We start from the raw sequence: 22,034 nt of genomic DNA, 5'->3' as shown, positions 1-22,034 counted from the left end.
AGGCCGCCACGACCAATGGCTACCGGCATGAGAGCAGGAAATGTCTGATAAGTTCAGGGATTAAAACGCATTCGGGCCAAGGGACGATGAAGCTTCTGTCATCTGGAGCTGACAAGGACTGGTGGGACTTCCTATGACAGTTGACGTAATGGCCACTTGCCGCACCTGCAACAGCTGAGGCATAACAGCGCAACAACTCGACAAGGATGTTTATCTTGCGCCTCTTATTCCGTGTGCTGACTTTGATCGTGGTACTGCTGGGCTTGGTCCTGGCCGTGATTCTGTACTACGTCGCCAACCCGAAACTGCCCTTCTATACCCCGGCCCGACAGGTGCATTACCTGCAGCAGTGGAGTGAGGAGGAACGCCAGACTTACTACTTCACGCCGCAGGGCACACAGGTCAAAGGCCTGCGCTATGAGTGGTTCGAGGCGCTGGAACTGCCCTTCTCGCAGCAGCGTTTCGCGTCCCCGGAATACCTCGCACGCTTCGGTTTTCTGGTCGATCCACAGCAGAAAGCCACGTCGAGCAACCCCGGCAATCTGCCGGTCGGCTTTGCCCGTCATCAGAACCCCGGCGGCACCGAGCAATTTCTCGATATCACCTGCGCCGCCTGCCACACCGGCGAATTGCGCTTCAACGGCCAGGCCGTGCGGATTGACGGCGGTTCGGCGCAACATGTCTTGCCTTCCAGCGTTCCTACCTTGCGCGGTGGCAGTTTCGGACAGGCATTGGTCGCCAGTCTGACCTCGACCTACTACAACCCGTGGAAGTTCGAACGTTTCGCTCGCACTGTGCTGGGCAACGACTACGACCTGCGCCACGAGCAACTGCGCAAGGACTTCAAGGAGTCGCTGAACACCTTCCTCAAAGTCGCCTGGAACGACACTCATCGCGGCCTCTACCCGACCGAGGAAGGCCCGGGACGCACCGATGCCTTCGGCCGCATCGCCAACGCCACCTTCGGCGACGCGATCTCCCCCAGCAACTACCGCGTGGCCGACGCCCCGGTGGACTACCCGCAACTGTGGGACATGTGGACCTTCGATTGGGTGCAATGGAACGGCTCGGCGCAGCAACCGATGGCGCGCAACATCGGTGAAGCGCTGGGCGTCGGCGCCACGTTGAATTTCTTCGACAGCAACGGCCAGCCACTGCAGGGCGATGCACGTTACGCGTCGAGTGTGCGCGTGCGTGATCTGCACAAGATCGAAGAAACCCTGCAACGCCTGCAACCACCCGCCTGGCCGGAGGATGTGCTGGGTGCTATCGATAAACCGCTGGCCGCCAAGGGGCGAGCGCTGTTTGCCGAAAACTGCGCCGGTTGCCACGTGCCACGCCAGACTCAGGAGGGCGAGCGCTGGGTGCAGCACTTGCACATGCTGCCGGTGGACGTGATCGGCACCGATCCGAATGCCGCAACCAACATTGCCAACCACCGTTTCGACCTGACGCCGCTGCAATGGGATCTGAAGGAGCTGGAGCAGATGGATGTGAAACTGCATCCGAAGCCCACCGAACCACTGGATCTGAATCAGCTATCGGTGGCCAAGGGCCTGGCCTATGTCACCGCGTTCGTCGAAAACCGTGCCTATCGCGAGGCTGGCGTCACCGCGCAGGAGAAACCGCAACTCGATGGTTTCGGCCTGCCGATCGGCGTACGCGAAAAACTTGCCTACAAGGCCAGGCCATTGGCCGGTGTCTGGGCCACCGCGCCGTTCCTTCACAACGGTTCGGTGCCGAGCCTTTATCAATTGCTGTCGCCGGAGGATGAGCGCGCCACGACTTTCTATAAAGGATCGTTCGAATACGACCCCCGCCATCTGGGCTATCGCACCGAAGCCTTTACCAATGGTTTCCTGTTCGACACGCGAATCTCCGGCAACCACAACAGCGGTCACGAATTCCGCGCCGGCGAGCGCGGCAATGGGGTTATCGGCCGACTGCTGCAACCCGAAGAACGCTGGGCCTTGCTGGAATACTTGAAAGTACTGGGCGGACCACTGGAGGCGCAATTGCCATGATGATCACCCCGTACAAAAGACCGTCGATGCTCGCCCGCGTCTGGTTGTGGCTGGGGCGCCTGCTAGGCAACGCCCTGCTGGCATTGCTGATTATCGGCCTGTTGGGCTGGGCCATCGCGACCGCGTGGTTCGCCTGGCAACACCGCGGCCCGGTGTCGGCGCAGGAACAGATTCCCGCCGGTGAAGCGGCGATGACCCAGGAGGTGATCCAGACCGCCGTACGCATTGTCGATCAACACCGCGAAGGCACGCGCTATCTGCGCGACGCGCATGCCAAGGCCCATGGTTGCGTGAAAGCCGAAGTTACGGTGCTGCCGGAACTGACGCCAGCGCTGCGCCAAGGGATTTTCAGCGAACCGGGCAAAACCTGGCAGGCGATGATTCGCCTGTCCAATGGCAACGCCTATCCGCAGTTCGACAGCATCCGCGACGCCCGGGGCATGGCCATCAAACTGCTCGATGTGCCTGGCAGACCATTGCTCGGCGACCGTCAAGAGCGCCATGAGCAAGATTTTGTGATGTTCAGCCACCCGAATTTCTTTGTCAGCGATGTCGCCGAGTATCGTCAGAATGTGGCGGCTCAGGCTGACGGCAAAAAGATCATGGCGTTTTTCCCCGGTTGGGATCCTCGCAGCTGGCAGATCCGCCATTTGTTCATCGCCCTGGCAACCCTGTCGCCACCCCCGAACAGCCCGACCGCGACCACCTACTTTTCGGTATCGCCTTACAAATTTGGCGAGGCCAATGCCAAGTTTCGCGTTGCGCCGGATCCGGACAATTGCCCGGCCTATACCCTGCCCCCGCAAAACCACGACCTGCCGAATTTCCTGCGCAGCGCCTTGAACCAGCAACTGTCGACGGATCGGGTGCCGGCGTGTTTTGTGCTGCAGATTCAGCGTCAGGATGCGAACAAGTACATGCCGATCGAGGACACCAGCATCGAATGGCGCGAGCAGGATTCAGCGTTCGAAACCGTCGCGCGGATCACCCTGCCTGCGCAGGACTTCGACACGCCGGCTTTGAATCTGGCGTGTGACAACCTGTCGTTCAATCCGTGGTTTGGCATCGAAGCGCACCGACCGATTGGCGGGATCAACCGCTTGCGTAAAGCGGTGTATGAGGCGGTGAGCGACTATCGGCACAGCCGCAATGCCGAACAGTGAGGAGACGAGGAGATGATTTGTGGTGAGGGGATTTATCCCCGATGGGATGCGAAGCAGCCCCAGCTTGAAGACTTTGGGCCTGCTGCGCAGGATATCGGGGATAAATCCCCTCACCACAGAGGCATTGCAGAAATTATCAAATCGCAGACAGCAAAAAACCCGCACTAGGCGGGCTTTCTGTGGTGACCTGGCGTTCAGTGGGTCCAGGTGACCGAATATGGCGCAGCGGACGGGACTCGAACCCGCGACCCCCGGCGTGACAGGCCGGTATTCTAACCGACTGAACTACCGCTGCGCGAAACGCTTGAAACGAATGGTGGGTGATGACGGGATCGAACCGCCGACATTCTGCTTGTAAGGCAGACGCTCTCCCAGCTGAGCTAATCACCCTTCGCTTCGTTACGGGGCGCATTATGCCACAAGTTTTCGTAATGTGTTGATTTAATTGAAGTTTTTTTCAAAAAAATCCGAAAACCGGTGAAACGACACAAACCCGATGGAACAAGGTACAAACTTGAGACAGAAAAAAACCCGCTTCAGCGAGTTTTTCCGTGGTGACCTGGCGTTCAGTGGTCCAGGTTACCGAATATGGCGCAGCGGACGGGACTCGAACCCGCGACCCCCGGCGTGACAGGCCGGTATTCTAACCGACTGAACTACCGCTGCGCTAAACACTTGAAACGAATGGTGGGTGATGACGGGATCGAACCGCCGACATTCTGCTTGTAAGGCAGACGCTCTCCCAGCTGAGCTAATCACCCTTCGCTTCGGTGTGGCGCGCATTCTACGGAGCGACCCAACCTCTGGCAAGCACTTTTTTAATTAATTTTCTCAGGCCTTCCAAAGGCTTAGAGAAGGGTTGGCCTATGACCCGGCGAAGACAATAATGCCCCCCTTTGTATAAAGGAGAGACTCACCCCATGTGGTTCAAAAACCTGCTGATCTATCGCCTGACCCAAGACCTGCCTGTCGATGCCGAGGCGCTGGAAACTGCACTGGCCACCAAACTGGCGCGTCCATGTGCAAGCCAGGAGTTGACCACCTACGGTTTCGTCGCGCCATTCGGCAAGGGCGAAGATGCGCCACTGGTGCACGTCAGCGGTGACTTCCTGCTGATCGCTGCGCGCAAGGAAGAACGCATTCTGCCGGGCAGCGTCGTGCGCGACGCGGTCAAGGAGAAAGTCGAAGAGATCGAAGCCGAGCAGATGCGCAAGGTCTATAAGAAGGAACGCGATCAGATCAAGGATGAAATCATCCAGGCCTTCCTGCCGCGCGCCTTTATCCGTCGTTCGTCGACCTTCGCCGCCATCGCGCCGAAACAGGGCTTGATTCTGGTGAACTCGGCCAGCCCGAAACGCGCCGAAGACCTGCTCTCCACAATGCGTGAAGTGCTAGGCACCCTGCCCGTGCGTTCGCTGACCGTGAAAACCGCGCCGACCGCGGTGATGACCGAGTGGGTCACCACCCAGCAAGCGGCCCCGGACTTCTTCGTTCTGGACGAATGCGAGCTGCGCGACACCCACGAAGACGGCGGCATCGTGCGTTGCAAGCGTCAGGACCTGACCAGCGAAGAAATCCAGTTGCACCTGAGCACTGGCAAAGTGGTCACCCAGTTGTCGCTGGCCTGGCAGGACAAACTGTCGTTCATGCTCGACGACAAGATGACCGTCAAACGCCTGAAGTTCGAAGACCTGCTGCAGGATCAGGCGGAACAGGACGGTGGTGACGAGGCGCTGGGCCAACTGGACGCCAGCTTCACCCTGATGATGCTGACCTTTGGCGACTTCCTGCCGGCGCTGGTGGAAGCGTTGGGCGGTGAAGAGACTCCGCAGGGGATCTAAACCCCTGTAACGTCCAAAATGTAGGAGTGAGCCTGCTCGCGATGAGGAACTGACATTCAACGCAATGTTGACTGAACAACCGCTATCGCGAGCAGGCTCACTCCTACAGTTGTTTTGTGGTGCTCATTAATAATAAGGAACACGCCATGCGCGCACTGGCTGCACTCAGCCGCTTTGTCGGCAACACCTTCGCTTACTGGGTTCTGATTTTCGCCGTAATCGCGTTCCTGCAACCGGCGTGGTTCCTCGGCCTCAAGGGCGCGATCGTGCCGCTGCTGGGGCTGGTGATGTTCGGCATGGGCCTGACCCTCAAACTCGACGACTTCGCCGCCGTTGCCCGCCATCCGTGGCGCGTGGCTTTGGGCGTGGTTGCGCATTTCGTGATCATGCCCGGTGTGGCGTGGTTGCTCTGCCAGATCTTCCACCTGCCGCCGGAAATCGCGGTCGGGGTGATTCTGGTCGGCTGCTGCCCGAGCGGCACCTCTTCCAACGTGATGACCTGGTTGGCCCGCGGCGATCTGGCGCTGTCGGTGGCGATTGCCGCCGTCACCACCCTCCTCGCCCCGCTGCTGACCCCGGCGCTGATCTGGCTGCTGGCGTCGGCGTGGTTGCCGGTATCGTTCATGGAATTGTTCTGGTCGATCCTGCAAGTGGTGCTGCTGCCAATCGTGCTCGGCGTGGTCGCGCAACGCCTGCTCGGCGACAAGGTGCGCCACGCGGTGGATGTGTTGCCGCTGGTGTCGGTGGTCAGCATCGTGATCATCGTCACCGCCGTGGTGGCCGCCAGTCAGGCGAAGATTGCCGAATCCGGACTGCTGATCATGGTCGTGGTGATGCTGCACAACAGCTTCGGCTACTTGCTGGGTTACTTCACCGGACGCCTGTTCAAGTTGCCGCTGGCGCAACGCAAGTCACTGGCGCTGGAAGTCGGCATGCAGAACTCGGGGTTGGGCGCGGCGCTGGCGAGTGCGCACTTCTCGCCGCTGGCGGCGGTGCCGAGTGCGTTGTTCAGTGTCTGGCACAACATTTCCGGGGCGCTGCTCTCGACGTACTTCCGGCGCATGAGCGAGAAACAAGACCGTGAGGCGCTGGCGCAGCAGCCGGCCAACTGACCGGGAAGCTTGATCCCCGGATTAATGCTCGGCAGACTATTGCGCAACGCGGGGACGACCCTGCGGCTCGATCGAGTTATCAATCTGGGGACGGCCCCGTCAATTGATGGAGGTCTCTCATGTCTTGGATCATTCTGTTTTTCGCCGGCCTGTTTGAAGTCGGCTGGGCCGTCGGCCTGAAATACACCGACGGCTTCACCCGCCCGCTCCCCACCGTACTGACCGTTGCGGCCATGGCCATCAGCCTTGGCCTGCTGGGACTGGCGATGAAGGAATTGCCGCTGGGTACGGCTTATGCGATCTGGACCGGCGTCGGTGCCGTGGGCACGGTGATTGCCGGGATCATTCTGTTTGGCGAGTCGATGGCGCTGATTCGGCTGGCCAGTGTCGCGTTGATCATTACCGGGTTGATTGGCCTCAAGGTCAGCGCTTAAGCCACTGGCCCCATCGCTGGCAAGCCAGCTCCCACAGTGATCTCCGGTGAACACAAATCTTGTGTAAATCCAGAAAACCTGTGGGAGCTGGCTTGCCAGCGATGAGGCCAGCACTATCACCGATTATCTGACGGCCCCGCGCAACGCCCCCACCATCCCCTGCAATTTGGCCGGTTCCGCCGCGTCAACCTCAACCGCCGAACCCGCCACCAACGTCACCCGCGACCACAATCGCTTGAACAGCCCCTTGTTCGGATCGCGGCTGAAGAAACTCCCCCACAACCCCTGCAACGCCAGCGGAATCACCGGCACCGGGGTTTCTTCGAGAATCCGCGTCAGGCCGCCCTTGAACTCGTTGATCTCGCCATCGGTGGTCAACTTGCCTTCGGGGAAGATGCACACCAGCTCACCGTCCTTCAGATACTGGGCAATCCGGGTGAAGGCTTTTTCGTAGATCTGGATGTCTTCGTTGCGTCCGGCAATCGGAATCGTCCCCGCCGTGCGAAAGATAAAGTTCAGCACTGGCAGGTTGTAGATTTTGTAGTACATGACAAAGCGAATCGGCCGACGCACCGCGCCGCCAATCAGCAGTGCATCGACGAACGACACGTGGTTGCACACCAGCAACGCCGCGCCCTCGTCCGGGATCGCTTCGAGATTACGGTGCTCGACACGGTACATGGAATGGCTGAGCAGCCAGATCATGAAACGCATGCTGAACTCGGGGACGATCTTGAAGATGTAGGCGTTGACGCCGATGTTCAGCAGCGACACCACCAGGAACAGCTGCGGAATCGACAGTTTGACCACACTCAGCAACACGATCGAAACGATCGCCGAGACCACCATGAACAGCGCGTTGAGAATGTTGTTCGCGGCAATCACCCGCGCCCGCTCGTTCTCGGCGGTGCGCGACTGGATCAAGGCGTACAGCGGCACAATATAGAAGCCGCCAAAAATGCCGAGGCCGAGAATGTCCACCAGCACCGCCCAGGTGTGCACAAAGCCCAGCACTTCAATCCAGCTGTGGCCGCTGACACTTTCCGGGATACCGCCGGAATGCCACCACAGCAGCAGGCCAAATACGGTCAGACCGAACGAACCGAATGGCACCAGGCCGATCTCGACCTTGCGCCCCGAGAGCTTCTCGCAAAGCATCGAACCCAGCGCAATGCCCACCGAAAACACGGTGAGAATCAGCGTCACCACGGTTTCGTCGCCGTGCATCCACTCCTTGGCGTAGGCCGGGATCTGCGTCAGGTAAATCGCCCCGACAAACCAGAACCACGAGTTGCCGACAATCGAGCGCGACACCGCCGGCGTCTGGCCCAGACCGAGTTTCAGCGTGGCCCAGGACTGGCTGAAGATGTTCCAGTTCAGGCGCATTTCCGGCGAGGCCGCCGCCGCGCGCGGAATGCTGCGACTGGCGAGATATCCCAGCACCGCAATCCCGACAATCGCGGTCGAAACCAGCGGCGCGTAGTGCGTCGAGGACATGATGATCCCGGCGCCGATGGTCCCGGCGAGAATCGCCAGGAACGTGCCCATTTCCACCAGCCCGTTGCCGCCGACCAGTTCATCCTCACGCAGCGCTTGCGGCAGGATCGAATACTTCACCGGCCCGAACAACGCCGAATGGGTGCCCATGGCGAACAGCGCCACCAGCATCAGCGACAGGTGATCGAAAAGAAAACCGATCGATCCTACGGCCATGATCGCGATTTCCGCGAGTTTGATCAGACGAATCAGCGCGTCCTTGGCGAATTTTTCCCCGAACTGCCCGGCGAGCGCCGAGAACAGGAAGAACGGCAGGATAAACAGCAGCGCACACAGGTTGACCCAGATCGAACGGTCACCTTCGATGGTCAGCCGATACAGAATGGCGAGGATCAGCGACTGCTTGAACACGTTATCGTTGAACGCGCCCAGCGACTGCGTGATGAAAAACGGCAGAAAGCGCCGAGTGCGAAGCAGGTTGAACTGTGAGGGGTGACTCATCTTCCGTGTTTCCCTGAGGTCGGTAGAGAATGGCCTGGATCTGCTTATTGGAATCTCGATCGGCGATCCAGGCCACACCTTACCTAAACTTTTCAGGTTATTTCTTCAACCCTGCAATACATGGCGAGACAAACAACTCACCGCGCCACGCGCCTTGCACGGTGCGTTTACCGACGATCAGCCACATCACCGCCAGCAGGCTCACCAGCACACAGCCGACCACGCTGAAAAAACCGAGGTGCAGCGTGCTGGCGAGCTTGAGAGTCGCCAGCGAATACACGCCCAGCGGGAAGGTGAAGCCCCACCAGCCAAGGTTGAACGGGATGCCGTCACGCAGGTAACGCGCGGTGATCAGCAGCGCCATCAACATCCACCACAAGCCGAAGCCCCACAAGGTGATGCCGGCGACCAGCCCCAGGCCCGCAGCGATTTCACCGATGCCCGGCAGGCCGTTGGCGGCGAAGATCGCCGGTGCATCAGCACCCAGCAGCAGCATGCCCAACGCGCCGGTGCCAATCGGACCGAGGGCCAACCAGCTCGAGGCGGCCATGTTTTCGTGGGGCAGTTTGTGCAGCGCCATGCGCAGCAACAGGATGGTCAGAATGCTGAACGCCACCGGCAGGGAAAATGCCCAGAGCACGTAGCTGGTGGTCAGCACCACCAGTTGCGCGTGGGCATCGGCCAGATGCGGCGCGAGCAAGCCGCCGCTGGCCGCTGCCACTTCTGCGGCCACCACTGGCAACAGCCAGACCGCCGTCATCTGGTCGATGCTGTGTTCCTGGCGGGTAAACATCATGTAGGGGATCAACACTCCACAGGCCAGCGACATCGCCACGTCGAGCCACCACAGTACTTCGGCAAGATGAATCACACCCTCGCCCCAGCGTGGCAGGCCGAACAGCAGAAAACCGTTGATGATGGTCGCCAAACCCATGGGAATGGTGCCAAAGAACATCGATACCGTGGAGTGACCGAAGATCCGCCGCGCTTCATCGAAGAATAAAATCCAGCGCGCGGCATAGGCGAAGGTAAACAAGGTGAACAACAGAATGTTGAACAGCCACAAACCCTCGGCCACCGCGTGCAGCCCTGGGATCGCCACCGGCAGTTGCGCCAGCGCCAGGGCCAGCACGCCGGTGCCCATGGTGGCGGCGAACCAGTTCGGGGTGAATTGACGGATCACTTCACGCGGATGCTGAAGTTGGCGGAACGGCTTGATGCCGGGTTTGGCAATGTTGGGGCAAGTCATCATGAACTCCTGTCCTCAGGTGAGGTTGAGTCCATGGTAGAACCGAATCGAATATCTATATAACGGGTAATTTCTCTATCTGTTATCTACTTTACAGATAAGAGTCTAGACACTGCCTTCGCTTTCAATCACCAGAATCCGCGCCGCGCCCTGCGGGTGGGCTACGTGCTCGGTGCCGACGGAGGCGTAAAAGATGTCACCGACCGCAAGCAGCACCTGCTTTTCTTCACCCTGTTCGCGATAGTGCATCTGCACTTGACCATCGAGCACCACGAACACTTCCTCGCCATCGTTGACGTGCCATTTGTACGGCTGATCGGTCCAGTGCAGACGCGTGGTAATGCCGTTCATGTTGGCGATGTCCAGCGCGCCCCAGGCACGCTCGGCGGTGAACGACTTGCTGCGGATAATCTTCATCTGTCGATCCATGAAAAGAAGGCCGGCCAAAGGTAACTGAAAGCCCGACGTTTATGGAGCGCTGCAAGCCTTGACCGTTTGCGGGCGCAGGCTGAGCAACAGCGCGGCGACGGCCAGGAAGATCAATCCGGCACCGTAGCCGTCAGTGGTCACCAGCAAACCGTAAGTGCGGGTCAAATGCCCAGCCAGCAACGCCGGCAAGCAGAACGCCAAATAACTGAGCGCGTAATACGCCGACATCAAACCGGCCCGTTCATGCGGCAGGGCCAACGGCACCAGGCTGCGCACCGCGCCGAGGAAACCCGAGCCAAAGCCGCAACCGGCGACCAGCGTACCGAGGAAAAACAGCGCCAGACTGGCACTGTGCACGCCAAGCAAAATCAGCAGCACGCCGACAAGCAGCAGACTGGCGCCGATTTGCAGGGCTTTGCCGGCGGGACGGTTGCGCAAAGTGAAGATCATCAGCGCCCCGGTCACGGTCAGCGCCGAAACGGTAGCACCGCCGATCAAGTTCGAAGTCGAACCGGTAGCAGTGCGCACCAGCGACGGCGCCAGCGAGGCAAAAAAGCCGCCGAGGGCCCAGGTTGCGGTGTTCAGCGGCAGCACACGCCACAAGGTCGAACGCGCCTGAACCGGCACATGCAAGGTCGGCCGCAGCGAAGCCCAGGCCCCGGATTGTGGAGTGACGCTTTCCGGCAGACGCCAGACATACACCGCCTGCAACACAAACAGCGCCAGCAGCAGCCAGTACGTCAACTGCAACGGTGCCGGAGCGAATTCGGCCAGCAATCCACAGCCCATGCTGCCCAGCGCCATGCCGAGCAACGGAGCGACGCTGTTGATCAACGGCCCTTGCTGGCGATCGGTGTCGAGCAGTGTCGCGCTCAGAACAGCGGTGGCCATGCCGGTGGCAAAACCTTGCAGCACGCGGGCGCTGATCAGCCAGGCAACACTGTCGGCGCTGATAAACAGCAGCATTGCCAGCGCATTGAGCAGCACGGCAGTGAAAATCACCGGTTTGCGTCCCAGGTGATCGGACAGCGATCCGACCGTCAACAGCGCCGCCAGCAGACTCAGCGCATACACGCCGAAAATCAGGGTCAGCACCGCTGCCGAGAAGTGCAGTTGATCTTGATACAGGTGATACAACGGTGTCGGCGCTGTGGAAGCGGCGAGAAAACTCAATAAGGTGATCGCCAGAAAAATCAGGCTGCCACGGTTGGAAGCAAGGCTGGTCATGGGCACACTCCGCAAAAGCTAATTTTTTGCTTTTGCGGAGTGTGCTCTCGGCTTTGGCTTAAAGCAAATTCTTTGTGTTAAGGTCTGGCGCATGGCTATTAAAGAAGGTTTACGCCCGGGCGGTCGCAGTGCCCGGGTGCAAGAGTCGATTCATTCGGCAGTCCGCGCACTTCTGCAAGAACAGGAGCGCAGCACGGTGACCGTCCCGCAAATTGCGGCGCGGGCCGGGGTCACGCCGTCGACCATCTATCGGCGCTGGGGAGATCTGGCGGCGCTGCTGGCCGACGTCGCCCTCGCCCGCATGCGCCCCGACAGCGAACCGGCGGTGACCGGTGATCTGCGCGGTGACATCCGCGCCTGGGCCGAGCAATATCTGGACGAAATGAGTTCAGAACCGGGGCGCAACATGATGCGCGACGTGCAGGCCAGCGCCACGCCGGGGTATTGCGTGACGATTCTTGGTGGGCAGTTGCAGACGATCATTGAGCGCCACCCTGACGAGTCGGCACCGAGCATTGATCGGTTGATCAATCTGGTGGTGGCGCCGGTGGTGTTCCGGATTCTGTTTTCGGCGGCGGCGCTGGAGGTGGATGAATTGCATCGACTAATCGATATTGCTTTGAAACAGGACTGACGCTATCGCTGGCAAGCCAGCTCCCACAGGGTCTGTGGTGTTCACAAAATCTGTGCCCACTGGAGATCCTTGTGGGAGCTGGCTTGCCAGCGATGGGGCCTGACCAGTCACCCCAAAAACCACCCGGTTTCAAACCTGCGACACCCCGCCACGCCACGACCTTGGTCGACACTGACTAACCGCCATACTCATGCGAGACTGTCCGCCCGGGCAGGACTGCCGGGGAGTCTTTTGTCGGGAGTGTTGCATGTCGTTGTCCACCGGGCTGATCGCCGCCGTCGCCCTCGCCTATATGGCCATCATGTTCGCCATCGCCTTCTACGGCGACCGTCGCAGCACGCCGTTGCCGCCGCGGATGCGCGCGTGGGTGTACAGCCTGTCGCTGGCGGTTTACTGCACTAGCTGGACGTTCTTCGGCGCGGTCGGTCAGGCGGCCGAACAGCTCTGGTCATTCCTGCCGATCTACCTCGGGCCGATCCTGTTGTTGCTGGGCGCGCCGTGGGTCCTGCAGAAAATGGTGATGATCAGCAAGCAGGAGAACATCACCTCGATTGCCGACTTCATCGCCGCGCGCTACGGCAAATCGCAGTCGCTGGCGGTGGTGGTGGCGTTGATCTGTCTGGTTGGTGTCCTGCCCTACATCGCCCTGCAACTCAAAGGCATCGTGCTCGGCGTGAACCTGCTGATCGGCGCGGGCGCCGACGCCATGGGCACCCGCGCCCAGGACACCGCGCTGATCGTCTCGCTGGTGCTAGCGCTGTTCACCATCGTCTTCGGTACGCGCAACCTCGACGCCACCGAACACCACCGCGGCATGGTGCTGGCGATTGCGTTTGAATCGCTGGTCAAGCTGTTCGCCTTTCTTGCCGTTGGCGCGTTCGTGACCTACGGGCTGTACGACGGTTTCGACGACCTGTTCAATCAGGCGATGCTCGCACCACGGCTTGAGCAATACTGGAAAGAAACCATCAACTGGCCGTCGATGGTGGTGCAAACCGGGGTGGCGATGATGGCGATCATCTGCCTGCCGCGACAGTTTCACGTCACCGTGGTGGAGAACATCGACCCGCAGGATCTGCGTCTGGCCAAGTGGGTGTTCCCGGCGTATCTGGCGCTGGCCGCGCTGTTCGTGGTGCCGATCGCCCTCGCCGGGCAAATGATGTTGCCGAGCCACGTGTTGCCCGACTCGTTCGTGATCAGCCTGCCGCTGGCCCAGGCCCATCCGGCCCTGGCGTTGCTGGCATTCATCGGCGGCGCGTCGGCGGCCACCGGCATGGTGATCGTCGCCAGTGTGGCGCTGTCGACCATGGTTTCCAACGACATGCTGTTGCCGTGGCTGTTGCGCCGCAACAATGCCGAGCGCCCGTTCGAGGTGTTCCGCCAGTGGATGCTCTCGGTGCGCCGGGTGAGCATCGTGCTGATTTTGTTGCTGGCCTACGTCAGCTACCGCTTGCTCGGCTCCACCGCGAGCCTGGCGACCATCGGCCAGATCGCCTTCGCCGCCGTCACCCAACTGGCCCCGGCGATGCTCGGCGCGCTGTACTGGAAGCAGGCCAACCGCCGTGGGGTGTTCGCCGGCCTGGCGGCCGGTACGTTCCTTTGGTTCTACACGCTGATCCTGCCGATTGCCGCCCACAGCCTCGGCTGGTCGCTGAGCACATTCCCGGGCCTGGCGTGGCTGCACAGCAATCCGCTGAACCTGCCGATCACGCCACTGACCCAAGGTGTGGTGCTGTCGCTGGCGGGCAACTTCACGTTGTTCGCCTGGGTCTCGGTGCTGTCGCGCACGCGGGTTTCGGAACACTGGCAGGCCGGGCGTTTCATCGGTCAGGAAATCAGTGCCCGGCCGAGTGCGCGTTCGATGCTCGCAGTGCAGATTGATGACTTGCTGCAACTGGCGGCGCGCTTTGTCGGCGAAGAACGCGCGCGGCAGAGCTTCATTCGTTTCGCCTACCGCCAGGGCAAGGCCTTCAACCCGAACCAGAATGCCGATGGCGAATGGATCGCCCACACCGAACGCCTGCTGGCCGGTGTGCTCGGCGCTTCGTCGACGCGGGCGGTAGTGAAAGCTGCGATTGAAGGTCGGGAAATGCAGCTGGAGGACGTCGTCCGTATCGCTGACGAAGCCTCGGAAGTCCTGCAGTTCAACCGTGCCCTGCTGCAAGGCGCGATCGAGAACATCACCCAGGGCATCAGCGTGGTCGACCAGTCGCTGAAACTGGTGGCCTGGAACCGCCGCTATCTGGAGCTGTTCAACTACCCGGACGGTTTGATCAGCGTCGGCCGACCGATTGCCGACATCATTCGCTACAACGCCGAACGTGGCCTGTGCGGCCCCGGTGAGGCAGAAGTCCACGTCGCCCGGCGTCTGCATTGGATGCGTCAGGGCCGCGCGCACACGTCCGAACGCCTGTTCCCCAATGGCCGGGTGATCGAGCTGATCGGCAACCCGATGCCCGGTGGCGGTTTCGTCATGAGTTTCACCGACATCACCGCGTTCCGCGAAGCCGAGCAGGCGCTGACCGAGGCCAACGAGGGGCTGGAGCAACGGGTCAGCGAGCGTACGCAGGAGTTGTCACAGCTCAACGTCGCGCTGACCGAAGCCAAGGGCCATGCCGAGGCCGCCAACCAGTCGAAAACCCGCTTCCTCGCCGCCGTCAGTCATGACCTGATGCAGCCGTTGAACGCCGCTCGCTTGTTCTCTGCCGCCCTCTCCCATCAGGAAGACGGCTTGAGCAGCGAGGCGCAAAAACTGGTGCAACACCTCGACAGCTCGCTGCGTTCGGCGGAAGACCTGATCAGCGATTTGCTGGACATTTCCCGCCTGGAAAACGGCAAGATCAACCCCGATCGCAAGCCGTTCGCGCTCAATGAGCTGTTCGACACGCTCGGTGCCGAATTCAAGGCGCTGGCCCAGGAACAGGGTCTGACCTTCCGCGTGCGCGGCAGCCAGTTGCGTATCGACAGTGACATCAAATTGCTGCGGCGGATTCTGCAGAACTTCCTCACCAACGCTTTCCGTTACGCCAAAGGGCCAGTGTTGCTGGGCGTGCGCCGACGTGGCGGCGAACTGTGTCTGGAAGTGTGGGATCGCGGGCCGGGGATTCCGGAAGACAAACAACAAGTGATTTTCGAGGAATTCAAACGCCTCGACAGCCATCAGACCCGCGCCGAAAAAGGCCTCGGGCTGGGCCTGGCGATTGCCGACGGTTTATGTCGCGTGCTCGGCCATACCCTGCGCGTACGTTCGTGGCCGGGGCGCGGCAGCGTGTTCAGTGTCAGTGTGCCGCTGGCCCGGGCGCAGTCGGTGCCGACGAATGCTGCGGTGGAGTTGAACGGCAAGCTGCTCAGCGGTGCGCAGGTGCTGTGCATCGACAACGAAGACAGCATTCTGATTGGCATGAACAGCCTGCTGACCCGCTGGGGCTGCCAGGTGTGGACGGCGCGCAATCGTGAGGAATGTGCGGCGTTGCTGAACGAGGGCGTGCGGCCGCAACTGGCATTGGTCGACTATCACCTCGACCATGGCGACACGGGAACCGAGCTGATGGCGTGGTTGCGCACCACACTGGGTGAGCCAGTGCCGGGGGTGGTGATCAGTGCCGATGGCCGCCCAGAGACGGTGGCGCAGGTGCATGCGGCGGGGCTGGATTATCTGGCCAAACCGGTGAAACCGGCGGCGTTGCGGGCGTTGTTGAGTCGGTATGTGCCGCTGTAACAATCCCCCGTGTGGCGAGGGAGCTTGCTCCCGCTCGACTGCGCAGCAGTCGCGAAACGGTGAATCAGGCCAATCGGGGATTCAGACTCAAGGGGTGCTTCGCCCCCCCAGCGGGAGCAAGCTCCCTCGCCACAGAATCGAGTTTATTCCGGCAGTTCGACCAGCCCATCGACATCGGTCATCGCCCGCTCCAGCAGATCCGCCGGCAGACTCTTGCTGGCCCGCGCGCCGAGCAGTTTGAGCTGCTCGCTGCGGCTGACCAGGTTGCCGCGGCCTTCCGTGAGCTTGTTGCGCGCCGAGCTGTAGGCCTTGTCCAGCTGCTGCAGGCGATTGCCGACTTCGTCCAGATCCTGAATGAACAGCACGAACTTGTCGTACAGCCACCCGGCCCGCTCGGCGATTTCCCGGGCGTTCTGGCTTTGTCGCTCCTGCTTCCACAGGCTGTCGATCACCCGCAGAGTCGCCAACAGCGTGGTCGGGCTGACGATCACGATGTTGCGGTCGAACGCCTCCTGGAACAGCGCCGGCTCGGCCTGCAATGCGGCCGAAAACGCCGCTTCGATCGGCACGAACAGCAAGACGAAATCGAGGCTGTGCAGGCCTTCCAGACGCTTGTAATCCTTGCCGGCGAGGCCTTTGACGTGGCTGCGCAGGGACAGCACGTGCTGCTTGATCGCGATCTGGCCGAGGGTGTCGTCTTCAGCGGCGACGTACTGCTGGTACGCCGTGAGGCTGACCTTGGAGTCGACCACCACCTGCTTGTCGCCCGGCAGGTAAATGATCACATCCGGCTGGAAGCGCTCGCCGTCCGGCCCCTTGAGGTTGACCTGAGTCTGGTACTCGCGGCCCTTCTCCAGACCGGCGTGTTCCAACACCCGCTCAAGAATCAGCTCACCCCAGTTGCCCTGGGTCTTCTGGCCTTTGAGGGCGCGGGTCAGGTTGGTCGCCTCATCACTCAGGCGCAAGTTAAGCGCTTGCAGGCGCTCCAGCTCCTTGGCCAGCGAGAAGCGCTCGCGGGCTTCGGCCTGATAGCTTTCTTCCACACGTTTTTCGAAGGACTGGATGCGTTCCTTCAGCGGATCGAGCAACTGCCCGAGGCGCTGTTGACTGGTTTCGGCAAAGCGCTGTTCACGCTCATCGAAGATCTTCCCCGCCAGCTCGGCGAACTGCGCGCGCAGCTCATCGCGCGAACCTTGCAGGTCATTGAGACGTTGTTGATGGCTTTCCTGTTGCTCGCGCAGTTCGGCATTGAGTGACGCAGCCTGCGCGTCGAGGCGACGCAATTCGGCTTCCTTGTTGGCGCGCTCGATGTTCCACGCGTGGGAGGCGTCGCGGGCGTCATCGCGCTCGATCTGCAGCAGCTCGACTTCGCGGCGCAGGGCGGCAAGCTCAGCCTGCTTGGCGGCGTTGGCCTGGCCGAGGTCAACGATTTCATCGCGGCTGGCCTCCAGCTGCGCGTTGAGCCCGTCCTGCGCCAGTTGTGCCATGGCCAGGCGCTCTTCGAGCAAGGCGACCTCGGCTTGCCGGTCGCTGGCCCGCCGCTGCAGTTGCCAGGCCAGCGCCAGCAGCGGCAATCCCGCGCCCGCCAGACCCAGCAACACGCTGGTCAAGTCCATAGCCATAGCCACTCCTGCCGATCCGATAAAGCCTGAAGGTTAACCAAGGCGCGGGACGTTGGACAGCTCAGTCTTCGAGCAGACCGAGTTCCCGTTGTGCACGCCGGTCGCCCGCGCGGGCGGCCTGGCGCAGCAGATCCTGCCCGATGCGCCGATCCCGGGCATTGCCGCACTCGCGGCACATCAATTGGCCGAGACGACTTTGCGCGGCGACCACGCCTTCGCGCGCCGGTTGCTTGAGCAGACGCCCCGCCAGATGTTTGGCATTACGGCTTTCGCCCAAGCGCGGGCTGTCGAGCAGCCATTCGGCTACACGCACGGAAAATCGCTTGGGAGGGGTAACACGAGGGTGTTCGGAGGTAACAGAGTCTGATACTGAGCGAAACTTCATAAAACACTGTGGGACAGATCGGAAGGCGCGCCACTCTACTCTCTTTTTCGTACAGGTAAAGTCGAAAAAACCCGGCACGCCCGTCCTAGAGCAAGCGCTAGGGACAATCCACAGAAGCTGTGGATAACTCAGTGGACAACCGCTCCCGAACCTCCGCAAAGCCTTGTGGAATGGGGCTCGCAGTCAAACTGACGATTTTTTCACCAACAAAAAAAGACGATATTTTTCATTGACTTAAACTTTTGATGCAGGCAGCCATCGAGGTCAGGATTGATATGACAGTGAGGTTACGTCCTGCGCAACTAATGTGCACAAGTACCTGTTACCCGGTTATATCGATGCGCTTTTTTGGCTCGTTTTGCGCCTCGAGCTGGGGATAAGCGGATTGGCGATGGGCATGGCTGCACGCTTTTGTGGCGATCGGCGGTTGATCAGGGTGATCCCTTCGCGAGCAGGCTCGCTCCCGCACTGGATGGTGTTTCCCATGTGGGAGCGAGCCTGCTCGTGAAGAAGCGGGACACCACCTCAATGCCTGGCGACTCACGGAATCTTTTTTACGACGGCGTTTGCAATGCCCAGGACGTTCCGTTACTATCCGCGGCGTTAGTACCAAGCTGAAAGTCAATTCCGGTCGAACACATCCCCACGGTCAACCTTCTTTCCAGAAGCCCTTCACCGAAAAAAGCGGGAACGACCCCTCGATGGTTTCCAGGTAAATCTTGCGCCGACACTGCCTTTGAATGAATGCAAAGGGTGTTGCGAAGAGCACTTACTCTGACCGAACCAACCTGCAAATTGATCAGGATCTTCACCCCGGGCCCAGAACCTTTGCCCTCGATGTGTTGCCTGTCCTCCTAAGTACCTACCTGCCAGCCCAAGCGCGCCAACTTATCAGCGCTTCAAACTGGCTGCTTTGTTCCAGTCGGGTTCTTTGTTCGACCAATGGTGGTCGACATTACTGGAACGTTTTAACGTTGCACGGTTCTTATCCGTGTCATTTGTAGGAACACCTAATAACTATGTCTACTCAAATCCAGACTCAGGATGCCATTCGCACCCTAACCAACGCTTTTGCCCCAATGAACTGCCTGATCATGGCCGCTCGCAAAGGCTGCTTCAGCTTCACCGTGGTCAATGAACACGGGATCGCTCGCCACAGCGAGCGTCTGTACCCTGATCAGTACTCCAGCGCCGAACCGCTGCAGGCCATTATTGATCGTACGCGTCAGGCCTTGATTGCCTGAGAGCCGAAAAGGCTGCAAAAGCAAAAGCCCCGCACACAATGCGGGGTTTTTTATTGCCCGATATTTCGCTTTTAGCCCTTCACGCCTAAGCACCTTCGGATATAACGCCTGTGGCTCGCTGGCGGAAATATTTTAAAAACAGGCCTTTACGTCGCGAATATGACACTACACTTCAACTCAAGCGGCTTGATCCGCTTCCGGCGAGCCTGAGTCGAATCACCGCTGCCAAGGCCCCTTCAGGTTTCGCCGCCCCATTACAAGAATCGAGGGCATTATGGGTATCGCTGCCAGCGAACTGTGTCGCTACGTGATCCGTCCCACACTGATTTATCTGGGACGTCACTGCGCAACCGCCGAATCCCTGCTGCTGGGGATAGCGGCCAGCCAGTCCGCCCTCGGTTCCGCCTTGCATGACCGCCGTGGCCACGGCCTCTACCGGATTGCCGAGCACCGTCACCAGGCCCTTTGGGATCATTATCTGGCGCTCGATCCGGAGCGTGCCAGCCTGGTTCGCGGCCTCGCCAGCCAACATGCCTTTCTCAGTGGCCCGCACCTGGAATTGACCGTCAACCTGCGTTACGCCACCGCCATTGCCTGGCTGCTGGTAGAAGAACAACACCCCACCCTCCCCGACCCCGACGATCTGCTGGGCATGGCGCGAATCTGGCGTCAGACCTTCCAGCCGCAAGGTCGTCTGCGCGACTTCACCTACGCCTGGCAAACCTGTGTTTCACCGGTGAATCAGGTCGCGTGTTAACTGGCGAGTTTTGGAAGATCGCTCAACAGGTCGCCAATCTGGTCGGATTGTCCTACAAAACCGCTCTAACTCAAGCCATAGGGACTATAGCGCTGGAACGAAAATGTTGGTAATTTTCGCCCCGGTGATCACCAGGAGTTCTAATAATGAAAAAAGTCATGCTCAAAACCACCCTTAGCCTCGCCGTTACCATGGCATCCACCCAGATCTTCGCAGCTGGCTTTGCCATCAACGAACACAGTATCAGCGGGATGGGCACTGGTTACGCTGGGCGATCCTCTTCTGCCGACGATGCAAGCACTGTTTATGGCAACCCTGCCGGCATGTCGCGCCTCACGCGCGAACAGGTCACCGGTGGTGTTGCATTCCTCGATGCCAAGACCGATATCAGCGACGCCAGCTCCAGCCCTAACGGCGGCAGCAACAAAGGCGACATGGTGCCCTTCACCTCCGTACCTATGGGCTTCTACGTCAAACCGATCGACGAGCATTGGGCATTCGGCCTCGGCGTGTACGTGCCGTTCGGTCTGATTACCGACTACGAAAAAGGCTTTGCCGGCCGTTACTTCGGCAGCAAATCCGAAGTACAAGTCATCACCTTCCAGCCGACTGTCAGCTACAAGTTCAACGACGTGGTGTCGATCGGTTTCGGTCCGACCATCAACCGCATCGACGGTACGCTGGAATCCAACCTGTCGATCACTCAGGCTGCGCCGGACGGCAAGGTCAAGATCAAGGGTGACGACACCGCACTGGGCTACAACATCGGCGTGCTGGTACAAGCCACTGACACCACTCGTCTGGGTCTGACCTATCACTCGAAAGTCGATTACAAGCTCGAAGGCAACACCAAGGTCAACTACGGCGTATTGGGCGCCGTCGGCCTGGGCGCCCAGCAGAAGTACGACGCTTCGCTGAAAATCACCACCCCTGAATCCGTGGACTTCTCGGTCACTCAGGCGATCAACGACCGCTGGAACGTTTACGCCGGTAGCACCTGGACCCGCTGGAGCCAGCTGGAAAAGATCACCGTCAAGAACTCTGGCGTGCAGCCGCTGCTGGCCGGTCAGTTCGGCGAGATCACCGAAGACCAGAACTGGCACGACTCCTGGGCTTACGCGGTGGGTACTTCGTACCAGTTGAACAAGGAATGGGTACTGCGTACCGGTCTGACCTTCGACCAGTCGCCGACCAACAACGTCGACCGTTCGCCACGCATCCCGACTGGCGACCGCACGATCTTCAGCATCGGTGCCGGCTGGAGCCCGACCGACGACCTGACCATCGACGTCGCTTACTCGTACCTGAAGGAAGAGTCGGTCAAGGTCCACAACCAGAACGATCGTGGCCAGACCTACGACGCCAAGTATGAAAACTCGGCGAACGGCTTCGGTGTTGGCGCGACCTATCGCTTCTGATGTTGCATGGCGAGGCTGAACCCTCGCCCACAGAAAAGCCCCGCTCTCTTTGCAGAAAGCGGGGCTTTTCTGTTCTCGCATGACCGTTCCTGTAGGAGCTGCGGCACGCTGCGATCTTTTGATCCTGATCTTTAAAATCAAAAGATCGCAGCGTTCCGCAGCGCCTGCAGGAACGGGGCAAAGGCATGCCTCTTCATGGCAGTGGTTTTGAGGCGATGGCCTTCTCGACTGCCGCAATGAACTCCGGGTCATCCGGCTTGGTCAGGCTGGAGAAATTGGCAATCACCTTGCCTTGCCGGTCGATCACATACTTGTAGAAATTCCACTTCGGCGCACTGCTCTGTTCGGCCAGCACCTTGAACAGATGAGTAGCGTCGTCGCCACGAACTTTCTGCGGCTCGGTCATGGTGAACGTCACGCCGTAGTTGGCGTAGCAGACCTTGGCGGTTTCGGCGCTGTCCTTGGACTCCTGCTTGAAGTCATTGGACGGCACGCCGAGCATTTCCAGGCCTTGCGCCTTGTAATGCTGATTGAGCGCTTCGAGGCCCTCGAACTGTGGGGCGAAGCCACAGAAACTGGCGGTATTGACCACCACCAGCGGTTTGCCGGCGTAGCGCTGGCACAGATCGACGGATTCCTTGGCGCGCAACTTCGGCAGCGAGCCTTGCAGCGCCTCCGGACAGTCAGCCGCCTGGGCCAGTCCGGTCAACGCCATCAGCAACGCGGGTACAGCACACCAGCGCATGAGCATGTCGGGGCATCCTTGAGCAGTCATCAGA

The 22,034-nt window shown here is 60.2% G+C and carries 17 protein-coding genes and 4 tRNA genes; 10 read left to right on the top strand and 11 right to left on the bottom strand.

What is annotated here, in order from left to right; all coding sequences use genetic code 11:
- Nucleotides 1-215 precede the first annotated feature (215 nt).
- The gene (locus tag ABV589_RS23605) at nt 216-2,024 is read left to right on the top strand and encodes a di-heme-cytochrome C peroxidase (RefSeq protein WP_367083914.1); all 1,809 of its coding nucleotides are present in this window, start codon (nt 216-218) and stop codon (nt 2,022-2,024) included.
- Between the two features lie 26 nt (nt 2,025-2,050).
- Nucleotides 2,051-3,187, top strand: coding sequence for a catalase family protein (locus ABV589_RS23600; RefSeq protein ID WP_367086225.1), 1,137 nt, complete (start codon nt 2,051-2,053; stop codon nt 3,185-3,187).
- A 218-nt stretch (nt 3,188-3,405) separates the two neighbouring features.
- Here the strand turns inward: ABV589_RS23600 and ABV589_RS23595 are convergent.
- The 4 genes from ABV589_RS23595 to ABV589_RS23580 form a co-directional block, all read right to left on the bottom strand.
- Nucleotides 3,406-3,482, bottom strand: a tRNA-Asp gene (locus tag ABV589_RS23595).
- A 19-nt stretch (nt 3,483-3,501) separates the two neighbouring features.
- Nucleotides 3,502-3,577, bottom strand: a tRNA-Val gene (locus ABV589_RS23590).
- Between the two features lie 199 nt (nt 3,578-3,776).
- Nucleotides 3,777-3,853, bottom strand: a tRNA-Asp gene (locus tag ABV589_RS23585).
- Between the two features lie 19 nt (nt 3,854-3,872).
- Nucleotides 3,873-3,948, bottom strand: a tRNA-Val gene (locus ABV589_RS23580).
- Nucleotides 3,949-4,107: 159 nt separating this feature from the next.
- Between ABV589_RS23580 and rdgC the strand changes: the two genes are divergently transcribed.
- The 3 genes from rdgC to sugE all read left to right on the top strand — a co-directional run bounded on the left by rdgC (nt 4,108) and on the right by sugE (nt 6,574).
- Nucleotides 4,108-5,028 (top strand): recombination-associated protein RdgC, encoded by a 921-nt coding sequence (gene rdgC / locus ABV589_RS23575; RefSeq protein ID WP_367083913.1) that lies wholly within the window; start codon nt 4,108-4,110, stop codon nt 5,026-5,028.
- A 146-nt stretch (nt 5,029-5,174) separates the two neighbouring features.
- Nucleotides 5,175-6,140: a bile acid:sodium symporter family protein gene (locus ABV589_RS23570; protein ID WP_367083912.1), complete on the top strand. Its 966-nt coding sequence runs from the start codon at nt 5,175-5,177 to the stop codon at nt 6,138-6,140.
- A gap of 119 nt (nt 6,141-6,259) precedes the next feature.
- Nucleotides 6,260-6,574: a quaternary ammonium compound efflux SMR transporter SugE gene (gene sugE, locus ABV589_RS23565; RefSeq protein WP_003223093.1), complete on the top strand. Its 315-nt coding sequence runs from the start codon at nt 6,260-6,262 to the stop codon at nt 6,572-6,574.
- A gap of 123 nt (nt 6,575-6,697) precedes the next feature.
- Here the strand turns inward: sugE and ABV589_RS23560 are convergent, their stop codons facing one another.
- The 4 genes from ABV589_RS23560 to ABV589_RS23545 all read right to left on the bottom strand — a co-directional run bounded on the left by ABV589_RS23560 (nt 6,698) and on the right by ABV589_RS23545 (nt 11,477).
- On the bottom strand, nt 6,698-8,572 hold the full coding sequence (locus tag ABV589_RS23560) for an MFS transporter (protein WP_367083911.1): 1,875 nt from the start codon (nt 8,570-8,572) through the stop codon (nt 6,698-6,700).
- A gap of 97 nt (nt 8,573-8,669) precedes the next feature.
- Nucleotides 8,670-9,821, bottom strand: coding sequence for a TDT family transporter (locus tag ABV589_RS23555; RefSeq protein WP_367083910.1), 1,152 nt, complete (start codon nt 9,819-9,821; stop codon nt 8,670-8,672).
- A gap of 105 nt (nt 9,822-9,926) precedes the next feature.
- Nucleotides 9,927-10,238 (bottom strand): cupin domain-containing protein, encoded by a 312-nt coding sequence (locus ABV589_RS23550; RefSeq protein WP_367083909.1) that lies wholly within the window; start codon nt 10,236-10,238, stop codon nt 9,927-9,929.
- A gap of 51 nt (nt 10,239-10,289) precedes the next feature.
- Nucleotides 10,290-11,477 carry an MFS transporter gene (locus ABV589_RS23545; protein WP_367083908.1) on the bottom strand — a complete coding sequence of 396 codons (1,188 nt, stop codon included), beginning with the start codon at nt 11,475-11,477 and terminating at the stop codon, nt 10,290-10,292.
- A gap of 91 nt (nt 11,478-11,568) precedes the next feature.
- Here ABV589_RS23545 and ABV589_RS23540 point away from each other — a divergent pair, with 91 nt between their 5' ends.
- Complete coding sequence (locus tag ABV589_RS23540) at nt 11,569-12,111, top strand: TetR/AcrR family transcriptional regulator (protein ID WP_367083907.1); 543 nt, start codon at nt 11,569-11,571, stop codon at nt 12,109-12,111.
- 247 nt (nt 12,112-12,358) lie between these two features.
- Nucleotides 12,359-15,829, top strand: a complete 3,471-nt coding sequence (locus tag ABV589_RS23535; protein ID WP_367083906.1) for a NahK/ErcS family hybrid sensor histidine kinase/response regulator — start codon at nt 12,359-12,361, stop codon at nt 15,827-15,829.
- A 143-nt stretch (nt 15,830-15,972) separates the two neighbouring features.
- Here the strand turns inward: ABV589_RS23535 and rmuC are convergent, their stop codons facing one another.
- Nucleotides 15,973-17,337, bottom strand: coding sequence for a DNA recombination protein RmuC (rmuC, locus tag ABV589_RS23530; protein ID WP_202371152.1), 1,365 nt, complete (start codon nt 17,335-17,337; stop codon nt 15,973-15,975).
- Nucleotides 17,338-17,512: 175 nt separating this feature from the next.
- Entirely contained in the window at nt 17,513-17,836 is a 324-nt protein-coding gene (locus ABV589_RS23525) for a sel1 repeat family protein (protein WP_258679027.1), read from the bottom strand.
- Nucleotides 17,837-18,855: 1,019 nt separating this feature from the next.
- On the opposite strand from ABV589_RS23525, the gene ABV589_RS23520 reads away from it, so the two are divergent.
- The 3 genes from ABV589_RS23520 (at nt 18,856) to ABV589_RS23510 (ending at nt 21,255) form a co-directional block, all read left to right on the top strand.
- On the top strand, nt 18,856-19,080 hold the full coding sequence (locus ABV589_RS23520) for a hypothetical protein (protein WP_007962908.1): 225 nt from the start codon (nt 18,856-18,858) through the stop codon (nt 19,078-19,080).
- 274 nt (nt 19,081-19,354) lie between these two features.
- Nucleotides 19,355-19,837, top strand: coding sequence for a hypothetical protein (locus ABV589_RS23515; protein ID WP_367083905.1), 483 nt, complete (start codon nt 19,355-19,357; stop codon nt 19,835-19,837).
- Between the two features lie 146 nt (nt 19,838-19,983).
- Nucleotides 19,984-21,255, top strand: coding sequence for an outer membrane protein transport protein (locus ABV589_RS23510; protein WP_367083904.1), 1,272 nt, complete (start codon nt 19,984-19,986; stop codon nt 21,253-21,255).
- 193 nt (nt 21,256-21,448) lie between these two features.
- Here the strand turns inward: ABV589_RS23510 and ABV589_RS23505 are convergent, their stop codons facing one another.
- The gene (locus ABV589_RS23505; protein ID WP_367083903.1) at nt 21,449-22,006 is read right to left on the bottom strand and encodes a glutathione peroxidase; all 558 of its coding nucleotides are present in this window, start codon (nt 22,004-22,006) and stop codon (nt 21,449-21,451) included.
- Nucleotides 22,007-22,034 lie beyond the last annotated feature (28 nt).

It is taken from the genome of Pseudomonas sp. HOU2, assembly GCF_040729435.1.
GTDB lineage: Bacteria > Pseudomonadota > Gammaproteobacteria > Pseudomonadales > Pseudomonadaceae > Aquipseudomonas.
The sequence above is the reverse complement of the archived record's forward strand: the minus strand, read 5'-3'. Positions and strand labels throughout refer to the sequence as shown.